This window comes from Pseudomonas sp. PGPR40, assembly GCF_022014505.1.
Lineage (GTDB): Bacteria > Pseudomonadota > Gammaproteobacteria > Pseudomonadales > Pseudomonadaceae > Aquipseudomonas.
The window spans coordinates 56,682-75,284 of sequence record NZ_JAKLSP010000017.1; the positions used below are offsets into that span (position 1 = coordinate 56,682).

The window sequence follows — 18,603 nt, forward strand, 5'->3', positions numbered from 1 at the left end:
TGAGCGAAATCCATGACCGACAAGCCCCAGGTTCCCGCCCTGCAGCCCGACGAATCCCCTTCCGAAAGCCTTGAGGCGGCGGCGATTGCCGCGTACCTGGAAGCTCATCCGGATTTCTTCATCGAGCACGAAGAACTGCTCCCGGCCCTGCGCATTCCGCACCAGCGCGGCGACACCATTTCGCTGGTCGAACGCCAGATGACCATCCTGCGCGACCGCAACATCGAGTTGCGCCACCGCCTTTCGCACTTGATGGACGTGGCCCGCGACAACGACCGACTGTTCGACAAGACCCGACGCCTGATTCTCACGCTGATGGACGCTACCAGCCTGGAAGACGTGGTAATCAGCGTTGAAGACAGCTTGCGCCAAGACTTCCAGGTGCCCTTCGTCAGCCTGATTTTGCTGGGCGACAACCCGATGCCGGTGGGCCGCTGGGTCACACATGCCGAAGCACAAACGGCCATCGGCGGCTTGCTCTCGGAAGACAAAAGCGTCTGTGGCAGCCTGCGCGAACATGAACTGGACTTCCTGTTCGGCGAAGAACAGCGCAAGCAGATCGGCTCCACAGCCGTCGTCGCCATCAGCCATCAGGGCATCCACGGTGTTCTGGCCATCGCCAGTCGTGATCCGCAGCACTATAAGAGCTCGGTGGGCACGCTGTTCCTGAGTTACATAGCCGAAGTCATGGGCCGCGTGCTACCACGGGTCAACAGCTCCCTGCGCTCGGTACGCTGAACATGGAACGGCAACTGGACGCTTACTGCGAACACTTGCGCAGTGAGCGGCAGGTGTCGCCGCATACGCTGTACGCCTACCGCCGCGACCTCGACAAAGTGCTGGGTTGGTGCGTCAAACAGAACATCAGCAGTTGGGCCGCCCTGGACATCCAGCGCCTGCGCAGCCTGATCGCTCGCCTGCATGCTATAGGTCAATCTTCCCGCAGTCTGGCGCGGCTGCTCTCGGCGGTGCGCGGGCTCTATCACTATCTGAACCGCGAAGGCCTTTGCGACCACGACCCGGCCAATGGCCTGGCACCGCCCAAGGGCGAACGTCGCTTGCCGAAGACCCTCGACACTGACCGCGCGCTGCAACTGCTTGAAGGTGCGGTGGAAGATGACTTTCTGGCGCGTCGGGATCAGGCGATTCTGGAGCTGTTCTATTCCTCCGGCTTGCGCCTTTCTGAATTGACCGGCCTCAACCTTGATCAACTGGACCTGGCCGACGGCATGGTTCAGGTGCTCGGCAAGGGCAGCAAGACCCGCCTGTTGCCAGTGGGCAAAAAGGCTCGCGAAGCACTGGAGTTGTGGCTGCCATTGCGGTCGCTGACCAACCCGGCGGACGACGCAGTGTTTGTCAGCCAGCAAGGCCGGCGCCTCGGTCCACGGGCAATTCAGGTTCGGGTCAAAGCGGCTGGCGAACGCGAATTGGGGCAGAACCTGCACCCACACATGTTGCGACACTCCTTCGCCAGCCATTTGCTGGAGTCCTCTCAGGATTTGCGTGCGGTGCAGGAACTGCTCGGCCATTCGGACATCAAGACCACCCAGATCTATACCCACCTGGACTTCCAGCACCTGGCGACGGTCTACGACAGCGCCCATCCACGGGCCAAACGCATTAAAGGCGATGATTCATGACCCTCCAATTGATCACCTTCGACCTCGACGACACCCTGTGGGACACCGCTCCAGTGATCGCCAGCGCCGAAATCGTACTGCGTGAATGGTTGACCGAGCACGCCCCGAACCTGGGCGCGGTGCCGGTGGAGCATCTGTGGTCGATTCGCGAGCGGGTGCTTAGCAACGAACCGAGCCTAAAACACCGCATCAGTGCCCTGCGTCGGCGGGTGTTGTTCCATGCGCTGGAAGAAGCCGGTTACAGGCATATCGAAGCATCTGACCTGGCCGACCAGGGTTTCGAAGTGTTTCTGCATGCGCGGCATCAGTTGGAGATCTTCCCAGAGGTGCAACCGACTTTGGAAATTCTGGCCAATCACTATGCGCTGGGCGTGGTGACCAATGGCAATGCCGATGTGCGTCGGCTGGGGCTGGCGGATTACTTCAAGTTTGCCCTGTGCGCTGAAGACATCGGTATCGCCAAGCCGGATGCGCGACTGTTTCATGAAGCGCTGCAGCGGGGCGGCGCGACCGCCGAGACCGCCGTGCATATTGGCGACCATCCCGGCGACGACATTGCCGGCGCCCAGCAGGCAGGGCTGCGGGCAATCTGGTTTAACCCGGCAGGCAAGGTGTGGGAAGCCGAGAAGGCGCCGGATGCAGAGATTCGCAGTTTGACCGAGTTGCCGGGGTTGTTGGCGCGGTGGAACAATGGCTTGATCTGACCCCGTAGGAGCTGGCTTGCCAGCGAAGGCGATCTCAAGATCAGTGCAAGGCCTATTCGCTGGCAAGCCAGCTCCTACAGGGTTATGCGTCGGGCCTTTGGACATTGGTCCACCCATGAAAAAGCCCGCAGCGACGGCGGGCTTTTTCAGCAAGCAAGAAGCAGGCGCTTAGATAGGTCGGCTGCCGTACTTGTTATCAGGCTTCTTGGGAGGATCGGCGACCACATTGGCCTCCACTTCCTGCACCTTGCCACCGCGCGCAAGAAACTCTTCCATGGCCTTGGCCAGGGCGTCGCGCTCCTTGTTCTTGGCTTCGACGCTCGGCAGCTCATCGACCGATACCGCAGCCTTGGCCTTGCCTTTGGCGGTCGGGGCCGGCGTATCGTCGCCGCCGTCGTCGTCAGCAACGTCTTCCGCTGCTGCTTCCAGGCCCTCTTCGGCCTCGTCTTCGTCGCCTACTTCGAGGTCGTCGTTTTCCAGATCATCGTCGCTCATGTTCTACCTCATGACTTGCGAAAAGCAGATTAGTTATAGCCCAGCTTTGCCCTCTGTCGAAGGCTGCCGGAAAAAATTCAACCACCGCTGGTGACCAGCGGTTTCATGCCCCTTCACCGTGCACGGTGGCGAGGACTTTACGGGCACCGCCATGATCACGGTGCTCGCCCAGATAAACGCCTTGCCAGGTTCCCAACGCCAGTCGGCCTGCCGAGATCGGCAAACTGAGCTGACAGCCAAGTACGCTGGCCTTGAAGTGCGCCGGGAGGTCGTCCAGGCCTTCGTCGTTATGCTCATAGCCGTCTGTTCCTTGTGGGATCAGACGATTGAAAAATCGTTCGAAGTCGCGACGTACCGCCGGATCGGCATTCTCGTTGATGGTCAACGACGCCGAGGTATGCTGTAGCCACAAATGCAACAGACCAACCCGACACGCCTTGAGTTCAGGCAGGCCGGCGAGTAACTCGTCCGTTACCAGATGAAAGCCCCGGGGCCGTGCCCGCAGGGTAATCAGAGTCTGTTGCCACATACAGTTCTCCGCACGTTCGGGGCGCATTCTAGCGCGCTCCGGGAAAAAACAAAGGCCCAAATATTCCTTCAATCGTGTAAGCCATTGGCCGTAGAAAAACGCCCGCCGTAAACACGCCTGAACGTGTATGAAAAAACCTTTCAGCCCTTCCTCCACTGACAAACTCCAGACAAAAAAATGCCCGGCAAGCCGGGCATTTTTTTATGCGCGTGCTTACAAGTTGTAGCCGCGTTCGTTGTGGAGTGCCAGATCGATGCCGACTGCTTCTTCTTCCTCGGTGATACGCAGACCCATGACGGCGTCCAGCACCTTGAGGATGATGAAGGTAACGATCGCGGTGTAGATCACCGTGAAGCCAACGCCTTTGCACTGAATCCAGACTTGAGCAGCGATGTCGGTAACGGTGCCGAAGCCACCCAAGGACGGTGCTGCGAACACACCGGTCAGAATCGCGCCAAGGATACCGCCGATACCATGCACGCCGAAGGCATCCAGGGAGTCGTCATAGCCGAGTTTGCGTTTCAGGGTGGTGGCGCAGAAGAAGCACACCACGCCCGCCGCAAGACCGATCACCAGCGCGCCCATCGGGCCCACGGTGCCTGCCGCCGGAGTGATTGCAACCAGGCCGGCCACAACACCCGAAGCGATACCCAGTGCACTTGGCTTGCCATGAGTGATCCACTCGGCAAACATCCAGCCCAGTGCAGCGGCGGCGGTGGCGATCTGAGTGACCAGCATCGCCATGCCGGCAGTGCCGTTGGCGGCAGCAGCGGAACCGGCGTTGAAGCCGAACCAGCCGAACCACAGCATCGCGGCGCCCATCAGGGTGTAGCCGAGGTTGTGCGGGGCCATCGGGGTGGTCGGGAAACCTTTACGCTTGCCCAGTACCAGGCAGGCAATCAGACCGGCCACACCGGCGTTGATATGCACCACGGTGCCGCCCGCGAAGTCGAGCACGCCCCAGTCCCACATCAAGCCGCCGTTGCCGGACCAGACCATGTGCGCAATCGGTGCGTAAACCAGGGTGAACCAGATGCCCATGAAGATCAGCATGGCGGAGAACTTCATCCGCTCGGCGAAGGCACCGACGATCAACGCCGGGGTGATGATCGCAAAGGTCATCTGGAAGGTGATGAAGACCGCCTCAGGGAACAGCGCCGCGGGACCGGTCAGGCTCGAAGGCGTGACACCGGCGAGGAATGCCTTGCCCATGCCGCCGAAGAACGAGTTGAAGTTGACGACGCCCTGCTCCATGCCGGTGGTGTCGAACGCAATGCTGTAGCCATAAATGACCCACAGAATGCTGATCAGACCGGTAATGGCGAAGCACTGCATCATCACGGAAAGAATGTTTTTGGAGCGAACCATGCCACCGTAGAACAGCGCGAGGCCGGGAATGGTCATGAACAGCACGAGGGCTGTCGAGGTCATCATCCAGGCGGTATCGCCGGAGTTGAGGACTGGGGCCGCCACTTCGTCTGCCGCCATGGCCAGGCCGGGCATTACGAGGGACAACAGGGCTCCTAGCCCTGCGATTTTACGCAGAGTCATATTGTTTTCTCCTGGGGCGTTGGGTTTGTGGCGGCTTAGATTGCGTCGGTATCGGTTTCGCCGGTACGGATGCGAATCGCCTGTTCCAGATTGACCACGAAAATCTTGCCGTCACCAATCTTGCCGGTGTTGGCGGCCTTGGTTATCGACTCGATAACCCGGTCCAGATCCTTGTCGTCAATGGCGACATCGATCTTCACCTTGGGCAGAAAATCGACCACGTACTCCGCGCCGCGATACAGCTCGGTGTGCCCCTTCTGCCGACCGAAGCCTTTGACTTCAGTAACGGTAATGCCCTGCACGCCGATTTCGGACAGTGACTCGCGCACGTCGTCCAACTTGAACGGCTTGATGATGGCAGTGACTAGCTTCATGAAAACTCTCTCCCGAATTGGTGGACTTGCCCCAGGAAAACAAACCCGACTCAAGTCTAAGCGCAGTGCCTGGCTTTGTAACGCATCGTCGGCCTTACCTGCCCGTCCGACGCCAGCGAACCACTCCGCACGAAACTTCCCCCGTTCCGCTTGGCGCACTGCATTCGTCACAGCGACTGCATCAGTGCATGGGTCACCAGCGACTAAGCAGAAAGCTTGCCATCTATCCAAAATCCATTGATTTCAAGCCCTTGGCCGCTACCTCAGCCTTTTCGCCCTGATTGACGCAACGGTTACGCACAACAACAGTGCGATACCGTCCATCCCTATGCGCGAAAAGCGTGCATCGCAGCCGCCGAGATTGACTATAGACACTGCGTGATACACTGCCCGCCATTGTTGACAGGACATTTCCCATGCTCGCGCCCAAAGACTTCCTCGACGCCCTTAGCGGCACCGCCTCCCGCCTCTTCAGCGGCGACACTCCACTGCCAAAAAGCGAAATCGAAAGCCAGTTCAAAGCCCTGCTGCAGAGCGGCTTCAGCAAACTGGACCTGGTGAGTCGGGAAGAGTTTGATAGCCAGATGGTCGTGCTGGCACGGACTCGGGCACGGTTGGAGAGCCTTGAGGCGAAAGTGGCTGAGCTGGAAGCGAAGCTCAATCCACCTGCTGACACCGAGTAAGCTGATCGTTCCCACGCTCTGCGTGGGAATGCCGCCGGGGACGCTCCGCGTTCCGCTTCAGGATGTGACGCAGAGCGTCACGGGATGCATTACCACGCAGAGCGTGGGAACGATCATCAAAAGCGAAGCCGTTAATGATCGCTGAGTATCATGCCGAGGCGCTCCGTTTAGCCGGAAACGTTTCCGCCAGCCAACATTGTTTTTTTAAAGTGGTGGCAACATATGGCAAAGAACTTGAACCTGATGGCTTGCTTGCAGGTGCACGAGTCTGACTAGGCTTTCCCGAAGAAACCGCCCGAGTGGCGGTTTTTTTGTGCCTCGCGATTGGCCTGTTTCGTACTTGCAACATCCAGTGAAAGTTTGTCGCCTAAACCACCCCACCAGAACCTCCTCCGCCAACTACCCTTCAAAAAACCGCAGGAAGCGGTGCTCTTCAGCTCAAGGAACGACCATGTCCCTCTCCATCGTCCACAGCCGCGCCCAGGTCGGCGTGGAAGCTCCCGCCGTCACCGTAGAAGTGCATTTGGCCAACGGGTTGCCGTCACTGACAATGGTCGGCTTACCCGAAGCCGCCGTGAAGGAAAGCAAGGATCGAGTGCGCAGCGCGATCATCAATTCAGGGCTGCAATTTCCTGCACGGCGTATCACCTTGAATCTCGCTCCGGCCGATTTACCAAAGGACGGCGGACGGTTCGATCTGGCGATTGCGCTGGGAATTCTGTCGGCCAGCGTGCAAGTGCCGACATTGACGCTGGATGACGTGGAGTGTTTGGGAGAGTTGGCACTGTCGGGGGCGGTGCGGGCGGTTCGCGGTGTATTACCCGCCGCGCTGGCGGCGCGCAAGGCCGGGCGCACGCTGGTGGTGCCGCGGGCGAATGCCGAGGAGGCCTGCCTGGCTTCGGGATTGAAAGTGATTGCGGTGGATCATTTGCTGGAGGCGGTCGCACATTTCAACGGCCACACGCCCATCGCACCCTACGCTTCCAATGGCTTGCTCTACGCCAGCAAGCCTTATCCCGATTTGAATGAAGTGCAGGGGCAACTCGCGGCCAAGCGCGCGTTGCTGATTGCGGCGGCGGGGGCTCATAACTTGCTGTTCAGCGGACCGCCGGGGACGGGGAAAACGTTGTTGGCGAGTCGTCTGCCGGGGCTGTTACCGCCATTGGCCGAGAGTGAAGCGCTGGAAGTCGCGGCGATTCAATCGGTCGCCAGTTGTGTGCCGTTGAGTCATTGGCCACAGCGTCCCTTTCGACAGCCACACCACTCCGCTTCAGGCCCGGCACTGGTGGGTGGCGGCTCAAAACCGCAACCCGGCGAAATCACCCTCGCCCACCATGGCGTGTTGTTCCTCGATGAACTCCCGGAATTTGATCGCAAGGTCTTGGAGGTGTTGAGGGAACCGCTGGAGTCCGGCCACATCGTGATATCCCGCGCCAAGGATCGAGTGAGGTTTCCGGCCCGCTTTCAATTAGTGGCCGCAATGAACCCGTGCCCCTGTGGATATCTTGGCGAGCCCAGTGGTAAATGCAGTTGTACACCGGACATGGTCCAGCGCTATCGCAACAAACTTTCGGGACCGCTGCTGGACCGTATCGATCTGCACCTGACGGTCGCTCGCGAAGCCACTGCGCTGAATCCTGCGTTAAAACCCGGCGACGACACTGCCACCGCCGCCGAGTTGGTTGCCAATGCACGAGAACGGCAACAAAAACGCCAGGGCTGTGCCAATGCATTCCTCGACTTGCCGGGTCTGCGCAAACACTGCAAGTTATCCACAGTCGACGAAACCTGGCTGGAAACGGCGTGCGAACGGCTGACCTTGTCGCTGAGGTCAGCCCATCGACTGCTCAAAGTAGCGCGCACCCTGGCGGACCTTGAACAAGTCGATGGCATCACCCGTGAACATTTGGCCGAAGCGTTGCAATATCGGCCAACAACACTCTAGTCAGCATCACCCCTTGGTGAGATCCACCAACGGCGTCTGCCGCACTTCAGTCTCCCGCCCACCCTGAATCTCGCTCACCTGCTTCAACGCCTTATCTACAGCGACCTTATCCGCGAGCAAGCTGTAGCTGATCCGGAACTGTTTCTGTTCCTTCGGCCCAATCATCGGCACCAGGTTCAGTGGCCGCTGATACCGGCGGTTGTAGGAAAAACTCGTGCCCGGCTCCAGCCCCGTGACATAGCCCTGCCCTTGGGTATCGGTGTTTTTCCACAGGGAGAACACGGGCAGTGTTTGAGTATTGAAGCCGACCGAAACCCCCAGGCTGCCGGCCTTGTTATGCAGCACCGTCAACGTATCGCCCTTGGCATCGGCATACGGCACCACGTTGTAGACCGTTTCGTCGTAGTCCTTGGTCGGTGCGCGGTAGGTTTGCCAGTCGGGTAGATCGCCCTTGGCCTTGTCGTTGAACGGCGATACCTGCTTCACCGGCGCGGCGAAGCGGGCGCCTTGCTCCAGGAACGGGGTGCTGAAGTTGCTGTGATACAGCGCCTGGTATTCCTTCGGATAGTCGCCGTTGTTGGTCAGGGTGTCGTTGAGGGCGAACGCTACGCTGCCGGGCTCGGTGACCAGTTCGGTCGCGACAGAGAAGTCGACTTTCTTGAACGCCTGCTCTTTCAGTTCACCGCGCAGAGTGATGGCGTACGGTGGTTTTTCATCGATGTGCAGGGTGACTTTGTTCGCAGGGATATTGGCAGCGCGGCCGTGCAGGGTCAGCAGTTCGCCGTTGTCGATGCCGGGATGACCGACCCATTCGTAGCCACAGCGGGTGACCAGTTCATTGAAACCTTCCAGCCAGCCCAGGCCACCACGGCCGTTGAGTTCGATGAAGGAAGGATTGACCACTTCCTTGACCGGCGAATCCCAGCCCATGCGCACATTGCCTACAGACGCCTGTAGGACGTTCATGCCGCGAGTGGGCACTATCGAGAGTTTCATCGTGCCGTTATCGATGTCGACGATGCTGACACCCTCCTGCCGACCGCCATGCAAGGTGCGCAGGGTCACGGAGAAGGGTTTGTCGGTTTTCACACCCAACTGCTGGCTGGTGATTTGCCAGTTCTGGGCGGCTTTGTCGGTGTCGAGCAGGACGTAGTCCCAAGCCATGGCTTGAGAGGCAGCGGACAGTGCGCTGAGGGCAACGAAGAGTTTGAGCGGGGTCATGGCAGCAGCCTTTCTTGGAGTTGTGCCAATTTTATAGACTTGAAGAAACGTTTCAGCAAGCATAAAAATCGAAACATCGGCGGTAAATATCAAGAAAGACAATTGATCCTCATGTGCGGACAAACGGGACCTGCACGAAGCCCCCATCAGCAAATTTCCGGCGGCAAAGCTGAATACTCGAGTGATTAACCGGGATTTGGCTCAAGACCGCCATCGGCGGCTCCATCGATTCAGCCCAGGCGTTCGACATCCGGTAGTTTCATGGCCCGGACTTCGCCTTGCAGGAAATCGCTGAGGCGGCGCAAACGCTCGCCACCAGGGCGGGTTTTCGGCCAGACCAGATAATAATGCTCACCGCTGGCGACGGCCGTCGGCCACGGCAAACTCAGACGCCCCTGTGCAACATCCTCCGCCACCATCAATAAGTCGCCCATGGACACGCCGTAACCTCGGGCAGCAGCAATCATGCCCAGCTCCAGCGTGTCGAACACTTGCCCTCCCTTGAGCGAGACTTGATCGGTCATGCCCATGCGCTCCAGCCAGTTGCGCCAGTCACGACGGTCTGGCGTCGGATGCAACAGTTCGGTACTGGCCAGGCGCGCAACGTCCCACGGCTGATCCTTCAGAAGATTCGGCGCGCCCACCGGAATCAGCTCTTCGGGGAACAGGCAAGTCGCCTCCCAGTCCGGTGGAAAACGTCCGTTGCTAAGAATGACGGCACAGTCGAAGGGTTCGTGGTTGAAGTCCACCGTATCGATGTCCATCCAGGCGCTGGTCAATTGCACCTCGTTACCCGGGCGCAGGTGCCGAAAGCGGCTGAGCCGCGCCAACAACCAGCGCATGGTCAGGGTCGACGGAGCTTTCATGCGCAGGATGTCGTCCTCGGCGCGCAAGGTATTACAGGCCCGCTCGAGGGCGGTGAAGCCTTCGCGAATGCCGGGCAGGATCAGCCGCGCCGATTCGGTCAGTTGCAGGTTGCGCCCGCTGCGATGAAACAACCGACAGGCGAAATGCTCTTCGAGCGTACGAATGTGCCGACTGACCGCACTTTGCGTGATCGACAGTTCTTCGGCGGCGCGGGTAAACGAGCTATGCCGCGCCGCCGCTTCAAATGCTCGAAGGGCATACAAGGGAGGAAGACGACGAGACATCAGGAAAGCTCCTACAACACAGTTGCACCAACTTATCAGAAACTCCCAAGCATGAGTTTTAATCATGCCACCCATCCTTTTTATCCCTTTGTGCAAACCCCGCAGAGCGCCGAGAATCGACGCTTCCTGTTCTTTCTGACAATCGAGCGTGATGATCATGCAGCATCCAGCGCGTATTGAACTCTGGGCCATCCTGCGGCTGGCGGGGCCGTTGATTGCCTCGCAGTTGGCGCATATGTTGATGGTCCTCACCGACACATTGATGATGGCGCGCCTGAGCCCCGAGGCGCTGGCCGGCGGCGGCCTGGGTGCGGCGACGTATTCGTTCGTGTCGATTTTCTGCATCGGCGTGATCGCGGCGGTCGGTACGCTGGTGGCAATCCGTCAGGGCGCGGGCGACATCATTGGCGCGGCCCGGCTGACCCAGGCCGGGTTGTGGCTGGCCTGGTTGATGGCGCTGGTGGCGGGGTTACTGCTGTGGAACCTCAAACCGGTATTACTGCTGTTCGGCCAGACTGAAACCAATGTTCAGGCTGCCGGCCAGTTTCTGTTGATTCTGCCGTTCGCCCTGCCCGGCTATCTGAGCTTTATGGCGCTGCGCAGTTTTACCAGTGCCATCGGCCGAGCGACGCCGGTGATGGTCATCAGTCTTGCCGGCACTGTGGCCAACTTCCTGCTCAACTATGCGTTGATCACCGGCATGTTCGGCCTACCAAAAATGGGCCTGGTGGGCATTGGCCTGGTCACGGCGATTGTCGCCAACCTCATGGCGCTGGTGCTCGCACTGCACATTCGTCGGCATCCGGCCTATGACGCGTATCCATTGCGCCAGGGTCTGTCGCGGCCCAACCGTCAGTACTTGAAGGAATTGTGGCGCCTGGGCCTGCCGATTGGCGGCACCTATGCGGTGGAAGTCGGGCTGTTTGCCTTCGCGGCGCTGTGCATGGGCACCATGGGCAGTACGCAACTGGCGGCGCACCAGATCGCTCTGCAAATCGTCTCGGTGGCGTTCATGGTTCCGGCGGGGCTTTCCTATGCGATCACCATGCGCATCGGCCAACATTACGGCGCCGGACAATTGCTCGATGCGCGGCTGGCCGGACGGGTCGGAATCGCCTTTGGTGCGGCGGCAATGCTCGGTTTCGCGATGATCTTCTGGCTGCTGCCGCATCAGTTGATCGGCTTATTCCTGGACCACAACGACCCGGCATTCCGCGAAGTCATCAACCTGGCCGTGAGCCTGTTGGCGGTGGCGGCATGGTTCGAGCTGTTCGACGGCACGCAAACCATTGCCATGGGCTGCATCCGCGGACTCAAGGACGCCAAGACCACGTTCCTGGTAGGTTTGGGTTGCTATTGGCTGATCGGTGCACCCGCCGCATGGGGAATGGCCTTTCACTTGAACTGGGGGCCGACGGGGGTCTGGTGGGGCCTGGCGCTGGGGCTGGCGTGTGCGGCGGTGAGCCTGACGCTGGCGTTTGAGTGGAAGATGAAGCGGATGATCAGGCGGGAGCCAGCATCAGAGCAGAATTTCCAGGTCGCTCAGCCTGACTGAGATCCCTGTAGGAGCGAGGCTTGCCCGCGAAGGCGGAGTATCAGTTAATAACAATGTCGACTGACACGCAGCCTTCGCGGGCAAGCCTCGCTCCTACAGGATCTATGGTCAGCTCACGACTTCCAGTGCGGGCTGCTGACTGCTGCCGATCAGGTACTCAACCAACTCCGCCAACGGCAACGGCTTGCTGATCAGATACCCCTGCACCTGATCGCAACCAAACCCGCGCAACAAATCCAGCTGCTCCAGTGTTTCTACACCTTCGGCAACCACTTCCAGGTTGAGGTTGTGCGCCAGGTTGATCATCGCGTGGACCAGTTTGCGATTCTCTTCCCGCTCTTCCATACCCCCGACAAAGCTCTTGTCGACCTTCAACAATGCAATCGGCAGGCTGTTGAGGTGCACGAACGAAGAGAACCCGGTACCGAAATCGTCCAGCGAGAAGCGCACGCCCAAACGCCCGAGGGCGTCCATGGTCTGTTTGACCAGATCGCTGCGACGCATCACCGCGGTTTCGGTCAGTTCGAATTCCAGCCATTGCGCCTCGACGCCGCGCTCGGCAATCAGCCGGCTGAGGGTCATCAGCAATTGGCTGTCCTGAAACTGCCTGAACGACAGGTTGATCGCCATGTGCAGCGCCGGCAGGCCTCGTTCGCGCAATGCCTGCATGTCCCGCAGGGCCCGGGAAATCACCCAGTAACCCAGCGGCACAATCAAGCCGCTTTGCTCGGCCAGTGGCACGAATTCGCTGGGGGGCAACAAGCCGCGTTCGCCATGACGCCAGCGCACCAAGGCTTCGAGGCCGACGATCTGGCCGTCTTCAAGGTTCAGCCGTGGCTGGTAATGCAGCTCCAGCTCATCGCGGCGCAAGGCCCGGCGCAGCTCGCTTTCGAGGTCGGCGATGCTGCGGGCATTGCGATTGATCCGTTCGTTGAAGATGTGGAAGGTGCAGCCCTGAGTGCTCTTGGCCTGCTGCATGGCGATGTGCGCGTGCCACATCAACGGGTCGGCGCCGGCCTGTACTCGTGCATGCGCAATGCCGAGGCTGGAACCGATCAACAGGCTTTCGCCGTCGATCCAATAGGGTTCGGACAGGGCTTCGGTAATGCGTTCGGCCATCCATTCGGCGCGCTGAGGGGCGCGGCGGGTGTCAATCAGCAGGGCGAATTCATCGCTGCCCAGCCGTGCCAGTTGATCGCTGGCCTCCAGTTGGCTTTTCAGCCGCGAGACCACTTGCAGGATCAACCGATCGCCGGCCTGATGGCCGAGGGCGTCGTTGGCGTGTCGAAAGTTGTCGAGGTCGAGGTGACCGAGGGCCAGGCCGCGGCCTTCGTTTTCAGCCAGACGCGCCGCCAGCAAGGTCTGGAAACCCTGACGGTTGGCGATACCGGTCAACGGATCCTGCTCGGCCAGGCGTTGCAAGGTGTTTTCCAGCACACCGCGCTCACGCACATGGCGCAGGCAGCGACGCAACATGCCGGGATCCAGCAGGTTGCGCACCAGCCAGTCGCTCACACCGTCGGGCGGCGCCAGCGGCTCATGTTCGAGCAACAGCACCGTCGGCAGGTTGCAACGGCCGGGTGCCGGCTGAAGTGCAGGAATCGTCAACAACACCGCGCTGCGGTTGTCATCGAACAAATTGCTGACCGACTCCCAACTCGGCGCGCTGAGCAGCACAGCCGCACTCCCCATCGGAGCCAGACACTCGCGCAACAACGCTGCCCACGCTGGCTCTTCGGCCAGTAGCAGCAAACGCAAGGGTTCGACAGGCGTAGACAAGCTAGCTCCTAGACTCTGCAAAGATGTAGGCGGCGGGCATTATGCCGCGCGGGTAACCAATGACCAAATGACATCGGTTATCAAACACGGGTTTTGTGTCCTGAATACGGAACACTAGACGCAAATTCAATGCCCATCCTGCGCGAAAGTAGCAAAACCGGCAAATAGAGATAGTGTGTTGCGTCACAAGTCGGAGAGAGCAGCACAATTCGCTGAGCCTGTTAAAATGCCGGCCCATTTCGCTAACGACTCCCTGATTTCGTATGTCCCGACTCAATCCCCGGCAGCAAGAAGCCGTGAGCTACGTCGGCGGCCCTCTTTTGGTGCTCGCCGGCGCAGGCTCCGGCAAGACCAGCGTGATCACCCGCAAAATTGCGCACCTGATCCAGAGCTGCGGCATCCGCGCCCAATACATTGTCGCCATGACCTTTACCAACAAGGCCGCGCGGGAGATGAAGGAACGGGTCGGCACCCTGCTCAAGGGTGGTGAAGGCCGCGGCCTGACGGTCTGCACCTTCCACAACCTGGGCCTGAACATCATCCGCAAGGAACATGTGCGGCTAGGCTACAAACCGGGCTTCTCGATCTTCGACGAGACCGACGTCAAAGCCCTGATGACCGACATCATGCAGAAGGAATACTCGGGCGACGACGGCGTCGACGAGATCAAGAACATGATCGGCGCCTGGAAAAACGACCTGATCCTGCCGCCCGAAGCCCTGGAAAACGCGCGAAACCCCAAGGAACAGACCGCCGCCATCGTCTATACCCACTACCAGCGCACGCTCAAGGCGTTCAACGCGGTGGACTTCGACGACCTGATCCTGCTGCCGGTAAAACTGTTCCAGGAACACGCCGACATCCTCGAAAAGTGGCAGAACAAGGTTCGCTACCTGTTGGTGGACGAATACCAGGACACCAACGCCAGCCAGTATTTGCTGGTGAAATTGCTGATCGGCAAGCGTAACCAGTTCACCGTGGTGGGCGACGACGACCAGTCAATCTACGCCTGGCGCGGCGCCCGTCCAGAAAACCTGATGCTGCTCAAGGACGATTACCCGTCCCTGAAAGTGGTGATGCTCGAGCAAAACTACCGCTCCACCAGCCGCATCCTGCGCTGCGCCAACGTGCTGATCTCCAACAACCCGCACGAATTCGAAAAGCAGCTGTGGAGCGAGATGGGCCACGGCGATGAAATCCGGGTGATTCGTTGCCGCAACGAAGATGCCGAAGCCGAGCGCGTGGCCGTGGAAATCCTCAGCCTGCACTTGCGCACCGACCGCCCCTACAGCGATTTCGCGATTCTGTATCGCGGCAACTACCAGGCCAAGCTGATCGAGCTGAAACTGCAGCATCACCAGGTGCCTTACCGACTTTCCGGCGGCAACAGCTTTTTCGGACGTCAGGAAGTGAAAGACCTGATGGCCTACTTCCGGCTGATCGTGAACCCGGACGACGACAACGCCTTCCTGCGGGTGATCAACGTCCCACGCCGGGAGATCGGTTCGACCACGCTGGAAAAGCTGGGCAACTACGCCACCGAGCGAAAAATCTCGATGTACGCCGCCACCGACGAAATCGGCCTGGGCGAACATCTGGACACGCGCTTCACCGATCGCCTGTCGCGGTTCAAGCGTTTCATGGACAAGGTCCGCGAGCAGTGCGCCGGCGAAGACCCGATCTCCGCCCTGCGCAGCATGGTCATGGACATCGATTACGAAAACTGGCTGCGCACCAACAGTTCCAGCGACAAGGCCGCCGATTACCGCATGGGTAACGTCTGGTTCCTGATCGAGGCGTTGAAGAACACCCTGGAAAAAGACGAAGAAGGCGAGATGACCGTCGAGGACGCCATCGGCAAACTCGTTCTGCGCGACATGCTGGAGCGTCAGCAGGAAGAGGAAGACGGCGCCGAAGGCGTGCAGATGATGACCTTGCACGCCTCCAAGGGTCTGGAGTTTCCTTACGTGTTCATCATGGGCATGGAAGAGGAAATCCTCCCGCACCGCTCCAGCATCGAAGCCGACACCATCGAAGAGGAACGCCGCCTGGCCTACGTCGGAATTACCCGAGCGCGTCAGACCCTGGCCTTCACCTTCGCCGCCAAGCGCAAGCAATACGGCGAAATCATCGACTGCGCGCCGAGCCGCTTCCTCGATGAACTGCCGCCGGACGATCTGGCCTGGGAAGGCAACGATGACACCCCGACCGAAGTCAAAGCGGTTCGCGGCAACAGTGCATTGGCAGATATACGCGCGATGTTAAAGCGCTAGAATCGAGCACTTTTTAACCGAATACTTTTGGCGCACAAAGCGTCAGTAGAGGAAAGCTTCATGGAAGCACTGCACCAGAAAATTCGCGAAGAAGGCATCGTGCTTTCCGACCAGGTCCTGAAAGTCGACGCCTTTTTGAACCATCAGATCGACCCGGCCCTGATGAAGTTGATCGGCGACGAATTCGCCACGCTGTTCAAGGATTCGGGCATCACCAAGATCGTCACCATCGAAGCCTCGGGCATTGCCCCGGCGATCATGACCGGCCTGAACCTCGGCGTGCCGGTGATTTTCGCCCGCAAGCATCAGTCCCTGACCCTGACTGAAAACCTGCTGTCGGCGACCGTTTACTCGTTCACCAAGCAGACCGAAAGCACCGTGGCCATCTCCCCCCGCCACCTGACCAGCAGCGACCGCGTGCTGATCATCGATGACTTTCTGGCCAACGGTAAGGCCTCGCAAGCGCTGATTTCGATCATCAAACAGGCCGGCGCGACCGTTGCAGGTTTGGGGATTGTGATCGAAAAGTCGTTCCAGGGCGGCCGTGCGGAACTGGATGCCCAGGGTTATCGCGTTGAATCGTTGGCTCGGGTGCAGTCGCTGGCCGGCGGTGTCGTAACCTTCATCGAATAACACCCGCCGATGATCGTTCCCACGCTCTGCGCGGGAACGCCTCAAGGGACGCTCCGCGTTCCAGCTTTCGAATGGGACGCGGAGCGTCCCGGGCTGCATTCCCACGCAAAGCGTGGGAACGATCAAACCTGTGCGGTGGCCTTCAGGCCGGTGAGCAACAACCGCTGAAACAAATCCTCCTTCAGCCCTTCCGGCTTCGTCAGCTGCATCCTTTCCAGATGCACCGGAAACTCCGAAGGCGCTGGCGCGTCCAGCGCCGCCTTGCCCAATTCCAGAATCTCTGTGAGCTTGAACTTGCTCTTCAACCAGTTCAGCGCCCGCAATAAATCCCGTTCTTCAGTAGTGAAATCACAGCCCAACGGATATTCCGGAAACAGGTTCGAATGCCGCACCTGAATGGCCTTCAACCGCTGCGGGCTGTTGTCGGCGAAACGTGGATCGAGGCGAAAGTGCTTCGGCAATTTGCCAACGCTCTGCGCCTGCTCGATCAGCCCTGGCTGGAAACGTGAGTCGCTGATATTCAACAACGCCTCGATCACCGCCGCGTCGGTCTTGCCCCGCAAATCGGCGATGCCGTACTCGGTGACGACGATGTCCCGCAGATGCCGTGGAATCGTGCAGTGGCCGTATTGCCAGACGATATTCGAACTGACTTCACCGCCCGACTCGCGCCAACTGCGCAGCAACAGGATCGAGCGCGCGCCTTCGAGCGCATGGCCCTGGACGACGAAGTTGTATTGCCCGCCGACGCCGCTCAGCACCCGCCCGTCTTCGAGTTGATCGGCCACGCCGGCGCCGAGCAGGGTCATGGTGAAGACCGTGTTGATGAAGCGCGCATCGAGACGTTGCAAGCGTTTGAGTTCTTCCTGACCGTAGAGCTCGTTGATGTAGCTGATGCGGGTCATGTTGAATTCGAGCCGTTTGCCTGGAGGCATCTCTCTCAGGCGCTCATAGAAACTGCGCGGCCCGAGGAAAAATCCGCCATGCACCGAGATGCCATCAGTCTGCGTGGCCTCGTTCAGAGTGCCGGCGTTCGCCTGCTGCTGGGTCGGCACGTCCGGGTAGACCTTGCGCCGTACGATCCCGGCGTCGGCCAACACCAGCAAGCCGTTGACGAACATTTCGCTGCAACCATAAAGGCCCTTGGCGAATGGTTCGATGCCTCCTTCGCGCTCAATCAACTGCGCCCACTGGCTGAGATTCAGATCCGCCAGCAACGCCTTGTAACCGTCACTGTCAGCCTGCCGTGCCAGCAACGCAGCGGTCAGGGCATCGCCCATGGCGCCAATGCCAATCTGCAAAGTGCCGCCATCACGCACCAGCGTGCTGGCGTGCAGCCCGATGAAGTGATCCTGAAAACCCACTGGCATGTTCGGCGTGGAGAACAGCGTGGTGTGGTCCTTCGCGTCGATCAGCAGGTCGAAGCTGTCGATGCCGATTTCCGCGTCCCCCGGCATGTACGGCAAATCGTTGTGCACCTGGCCCACCATCAGGATCGTCTCCCCCGCCGCACGGCGTTTGGCGATCATCGGCAACAGGTCGAGGGTGATGTCCGGGTTGCAGCTCAGGCTCAGGCGATCGGGATGCTCGGCATGGCTGGCCACCAGTTGCGCCACCAGATTCAAGCCAGCGGCATTGATGTCCCGTGCGGCGTGGCTGTAATTGCTGCTGACGTAATCCTGCTGGGCCGGTGCGCTGTTAAGCAGGCTGCCTGGCTGCAGGAAGAATTGAAGGACGTGAATGTTGCTCGGCAGGCTGTCGCGATGCAGGTCGGCGAGAAAATCCAGCTCCGGATAATCGCCGAACACCCGCTCGATGAAGGGTTCGAGGAAGCGCTTTTGCAAGCCATCTCCCAGTGGCGGGCGTCCGAGGCACAGGGCGGTGTAGATCGTCAGTTGCCGCTCGGGGAGCTGCGCGATCCGTTGATATAGCGCGTTGACGAAGCGATTGGGCTTGCCCAGCCCCAGCGGCAATCCCATGTGAATGTGCGTCGGCAACCGTGCCAGAACGTCATCGACTGCCTGCTCGATAGAGCACAACTGCACCATCTGATCCTCCCGCACGTTCCAT

At 59.7% G+C, this 18,603-nt stretch carries 16 protein-coding genes; 8 read left to right on the top strand and 8 right to left on the bottom strand.

The annotated features are described in order from the left end of the window. The first annotated feature begins 12 nt into the window (after positions 1-12). From MEB48_RS15945 to MEB48_RS15955, 3 genes are read left to right on the top strand one after another with little or no spacing between them, the layout of a single operon-like run. Positions 13-738, top strand: coding sequence for a DUF484 family protein (locus MEB48_RS15945; RefSeq protein WP_237885076.1), 726 nt, complete (start codon positions 13-15; stop codon positions 736-738). Between the two features lie 2 nt (positions 739-740). Then, positions 741-1,640, top strand: a complete 900-nt coding sequence (gene xerC / locus MEB48_RS15950; protein ID WP_237885077.1) for a tyrosine recombinase XerC — start codon at positions 741-743, stop codon at positions 1,638-1,640. After that, positions 1,637-2,344, top strand: coding sequence for an HAD family hydrolase (locus tag MEB48_RS15955; protein WP_237885078.1), 708 nt, complete (start codon positions 1,637-1,639; stop codon positions 2,342-2,344). The genes xerC and MEB48_RS15955 overlap by 4 nt, the downstream gene beginning before the upstream one ends. 168 nt (positions 2,345-2,512) lie before the next feature. Here the strand turns inward: MEB48_RS15955 and sutA are convergent, their stop codons facing one another. The 4 genes from sutA to glnK all read right to left on the bottom strand — a co-directional run bounded on the left by sutA (position 2,513) and on the right by glnK (position 5,293). Then, a complete protein-coding gene (gene sutA, locus MEB48_RS15960; RefSeq protein WP_237885079.1) occupies positions 2,513-2,839 on the bottom strand; it encodes a transcriptional regulator SutA in 327 nt (108 codons plus the stop codon). 103 nt (positions 2,840-2,942) lie between these two features. After that, positions 2,943-3,368, bottom strand: coding sequence for a secondary thiamine-phosphate synthase enzyme YjbQ (locus MEB48_RS15965; protein ID WP_007989493.1), 426 nt, complete (start codon positions 3,366-3,368; stop codon positions 2,943-2,945). A gap of 213 nt (positions 3,369-3,581) precedes the next feature. Beyond that, positions 3,582-4,919, bottom strand: a complete 1,338-nt coding sequence (locus tag MEB48_RS15970; RefSeq protein WP_237885080.1) for an ammonium transporter — start codon at positions 4,917-4,919, stop codon at positions 3,582-3,584. Positions 4,920-4,954: 35 nt separating this feature from the next. Continuing rightward, positions 4,955-5,293, bottom strand: a complete 339-nt coding sequence (glnK, locus tag MEB48_RS15975) for a P-II family nitrogen regulator (protein WP_237885081.1) — start codon at positions 5,291-5,293, stop codon at positions 4,955-4,957. A 416-nt stretch (positions 5,294-5,709) separates the two neighbouring features. On the opposite strand from glnK, the gene MEB48_RS15980 reads away from it, so the two are divergent. Together MEB48_RS15980 and MEB48_RS15985 are read left to right on the top strand one after the other, a co-directional pair. Beyond that, positions 5,710-5,976: an accessory factor UbiK family protein gene (locus MEB48_RS15980; protein WP_237885082.1), complete on the top strand. Its 267-nt coding sequence runs from the start codon at positions 5,710-5,712 to the stop codon at positions 5,974-5,976. Positions 5,977-6,427: 451 nt separating this feature from the next. After that, positions 6,428-7,921, top strand: a complete 1,494-nt coding sequence (locus tag MEB48_RS15985) for a YifB family Mg chelatase-like AAA ATPase (RefSeq protein WP_237885083.1) — start codon at positions 6,428-6,430, stop codon at positions 7,919-7,921. A gap of 6 nt (positions 7,922-7,927) precedes the next feature. On the opposite strand, the gene MEB48_RS15990 is transcribed toward MEB48_RS15985, so the two are convergent. Together MEB48_RS15990 and MEB48_RS15995 are read right to left on the bottom strand one after the other, a co-directional pair. Next, positions 7,928-9,142, bottom strand: a complete 1,215-nt coding sequence (locus tag MEB48_RS15990) for an aldose 1-epimerase family protein (RefSeq protein WP_237885084.1) — start codon at positions 9,140-9,142, stop codon at positions 7,928-7,930. Positions 9,143-9,372: 230 nt separating this feature from the next. Next, the gene (locus MEB48_RS15995; RefSeq protein ID WP_237885085.1) at positions 9,373-10,293 is read right to left on the bottom strand and encodes a LysR substrate-binding domain-containing protein; all 921 of its coding nucleotides are present in this window, start codon (positions 10,291-10,293) and stop codon (positions 9,373-9,375) included. 157 nt (positions 10,294-10,450) lie between these two features. On the opposite strand from MEB48_RS15995, the gene MEB48_RS16000 reads away from it, so the two are divergent. Continuing rightward, complete coding sequence (locus MEB48_RS16000) at positions 10,451-11,848, top strand: NorM family multidrug efflux MATE transporter (protein ID WP_237885086.1); 1,398 nt, start codon at positions 10,451-10,453, stop codon at positions 11,846-11,848. Positions 11,849-11,956: 108 nt separating this feature from the next. Here the strand turns inward: MEB48_RS16000 and MEB48_RS16005 are convergent, their stop codons facing one another. Then, positions 11,957-13,627, bottom strand: coding sequence for a putative bifunctional diguanylate cyclase/phosphodiesterase (locus MEB48_RS16005; RefSeq protein WP_237885087.1), 1,671 nt, complete (start codon positions 13,625-13,627; stop codon positions 11,957-11,959). A gap of 263 nt (positions 13,628-13,890) precedes the next feature. Between MEB48_RS16005 and rep the strand changes: the two genes are divergently transcribed. Next, positions 13,891-15,900, top strand: a complete 2,010-nt coding sequence (gene rep / locus MEB48_RS16010; protein ID WP_237885088.1) for a DNA helicase Rep — start codon at positions 13,891-13,893, stop codon at positions 15,898-15,900. Positions 15,901-15,960: 60 nt separating this feature from the next. Beyond that, a complete protein-coding gene (locus MEB48_RS16015; protein ID WP_205889105.1) occupies positions 15,961-16,533 on the top strand; it encodes a xanthine phosphoribosyltransferase in 573 nt (190 codons plus the stop codon). Between the two features lie 122 nt (positions 16,534-16,655). Here the strand turns inward: MEB48_RS16015 and MEB48_RS16020 are convergent, their stop codons facing one another. Continuing rightward, positions 16,656-18,581, bottom strand: coding sequence for an acetyl-CoA hydrolase/transferase C-terminal domain-containing protein (locus MEB48_RS16020; RefSeq protein WP_237885089.1), 1,926 nt, complete (start codon positions 18,579-18,581; stop codon positions 16,656-16,658). Between the last annotated feature and the right edge of the window lie 22 nt (positions 18,582-18,603).

Coding starts and splice junctions, on each gene's coding strand:
- MEB48_RS15945 (WP_237885076.1), top strand. CDS start 13: ATGACCGACAAGCCCCAGGTTCCCGCCCTGCAGCCCGACGAATCCCCT.
- xerC (WP_237885077.1), top strand. CDS start 741: ATGGAACGGCAACTGGACGCTTACTGCGAACACTTGCGCAGTGAGCGG.
- MEB48_RS15955 (WP_237885078.1), top strand. CDS start 1,637: ATGACCCTCCAATTGATCACCTTCGACCTCGACGACACCCTGTGGGAC.
- sutA (WP_237885079.1), bottom strand. CDS start 2,839: ATGAGCGACGATGATCTGGAAAACGACGACCTCGAAGTAGGCGACGAA.
- MEB48_RS15965 (WP_007989493.1), bottom strand. CDS start 3,368: ATGTGGCAACAGACTCTGATTACCCTGCGGGCACGGCCCCGGGGCTTT.
- MEB48_RS15970 (WP_237885080.1), bottom strand. CDS start 4,919: ATGACTCTGCGTAAAATCGCAGGGCTAGGAGCCCTGTTGTCCCTCGTA.
- glnK (WP_237885081.1), bottom strand. CDS start 5,293: ATGAAGCTAGTCACTGCCATCATCAAGCCGTTCAAGTTGGACGACGTG.
- MEB48_RS15980 (WP_237885082.1), top strand. CDS start 5,710: ATGCTCGCGCCCAAAGACTTCCTCGACGCCCTTAGCGGCACCGCCTCC.
- MEB48_RS15985 (WP_237885083.1), top strand. CDS start 6,428: ATGTCCCTCTCCATCGTCCACAGCCGCGCCCAGGTCGGCGTGGAAGCT.
- MEB48_RS15990 (WP_237885084.1), bottom strand. CDS start 9,142: ATGACCCCGCTCAAACTCTTCGTTGCCCTCAGCGCACTGTCCGCTGCC.
- MEB48_RS15995 (WP_237885085.1), bottom strand. CDS start 10,293: ATGTCTCGTCGTCTTCCTCCCTTGTATGCCCTTCGAGCATTTGAAGCG.
- MEB48_RS16000 (WP_237885086.1), top strand. CDS start 10,451: ATGCAGCATCCAGCGCGTATTGAACTCTGGGCCATCCTGCGGCTGGCG.
- rep (WP_237885088.1), top strand. CDS start 13,891: ATGTCCCGACTCAATCCCCGGCAGCAAGAAGCCGTGAGCTACGTCGGC.
- MEB48_RS16015 (WP_205889105.1), top strand. CDS start 15,961: ATGGAAGCACTGCACCAGAAAATTCGCGAAGAAGGCATCGTGCTTTCC.
- MEB48_RS16020 (WP_237885089.1), bottom strand. CDS start 18,581: ATGGTGCAGTTGTGCTCTATCGAGCAGGCAGTCGATGACGTTCTGGCA.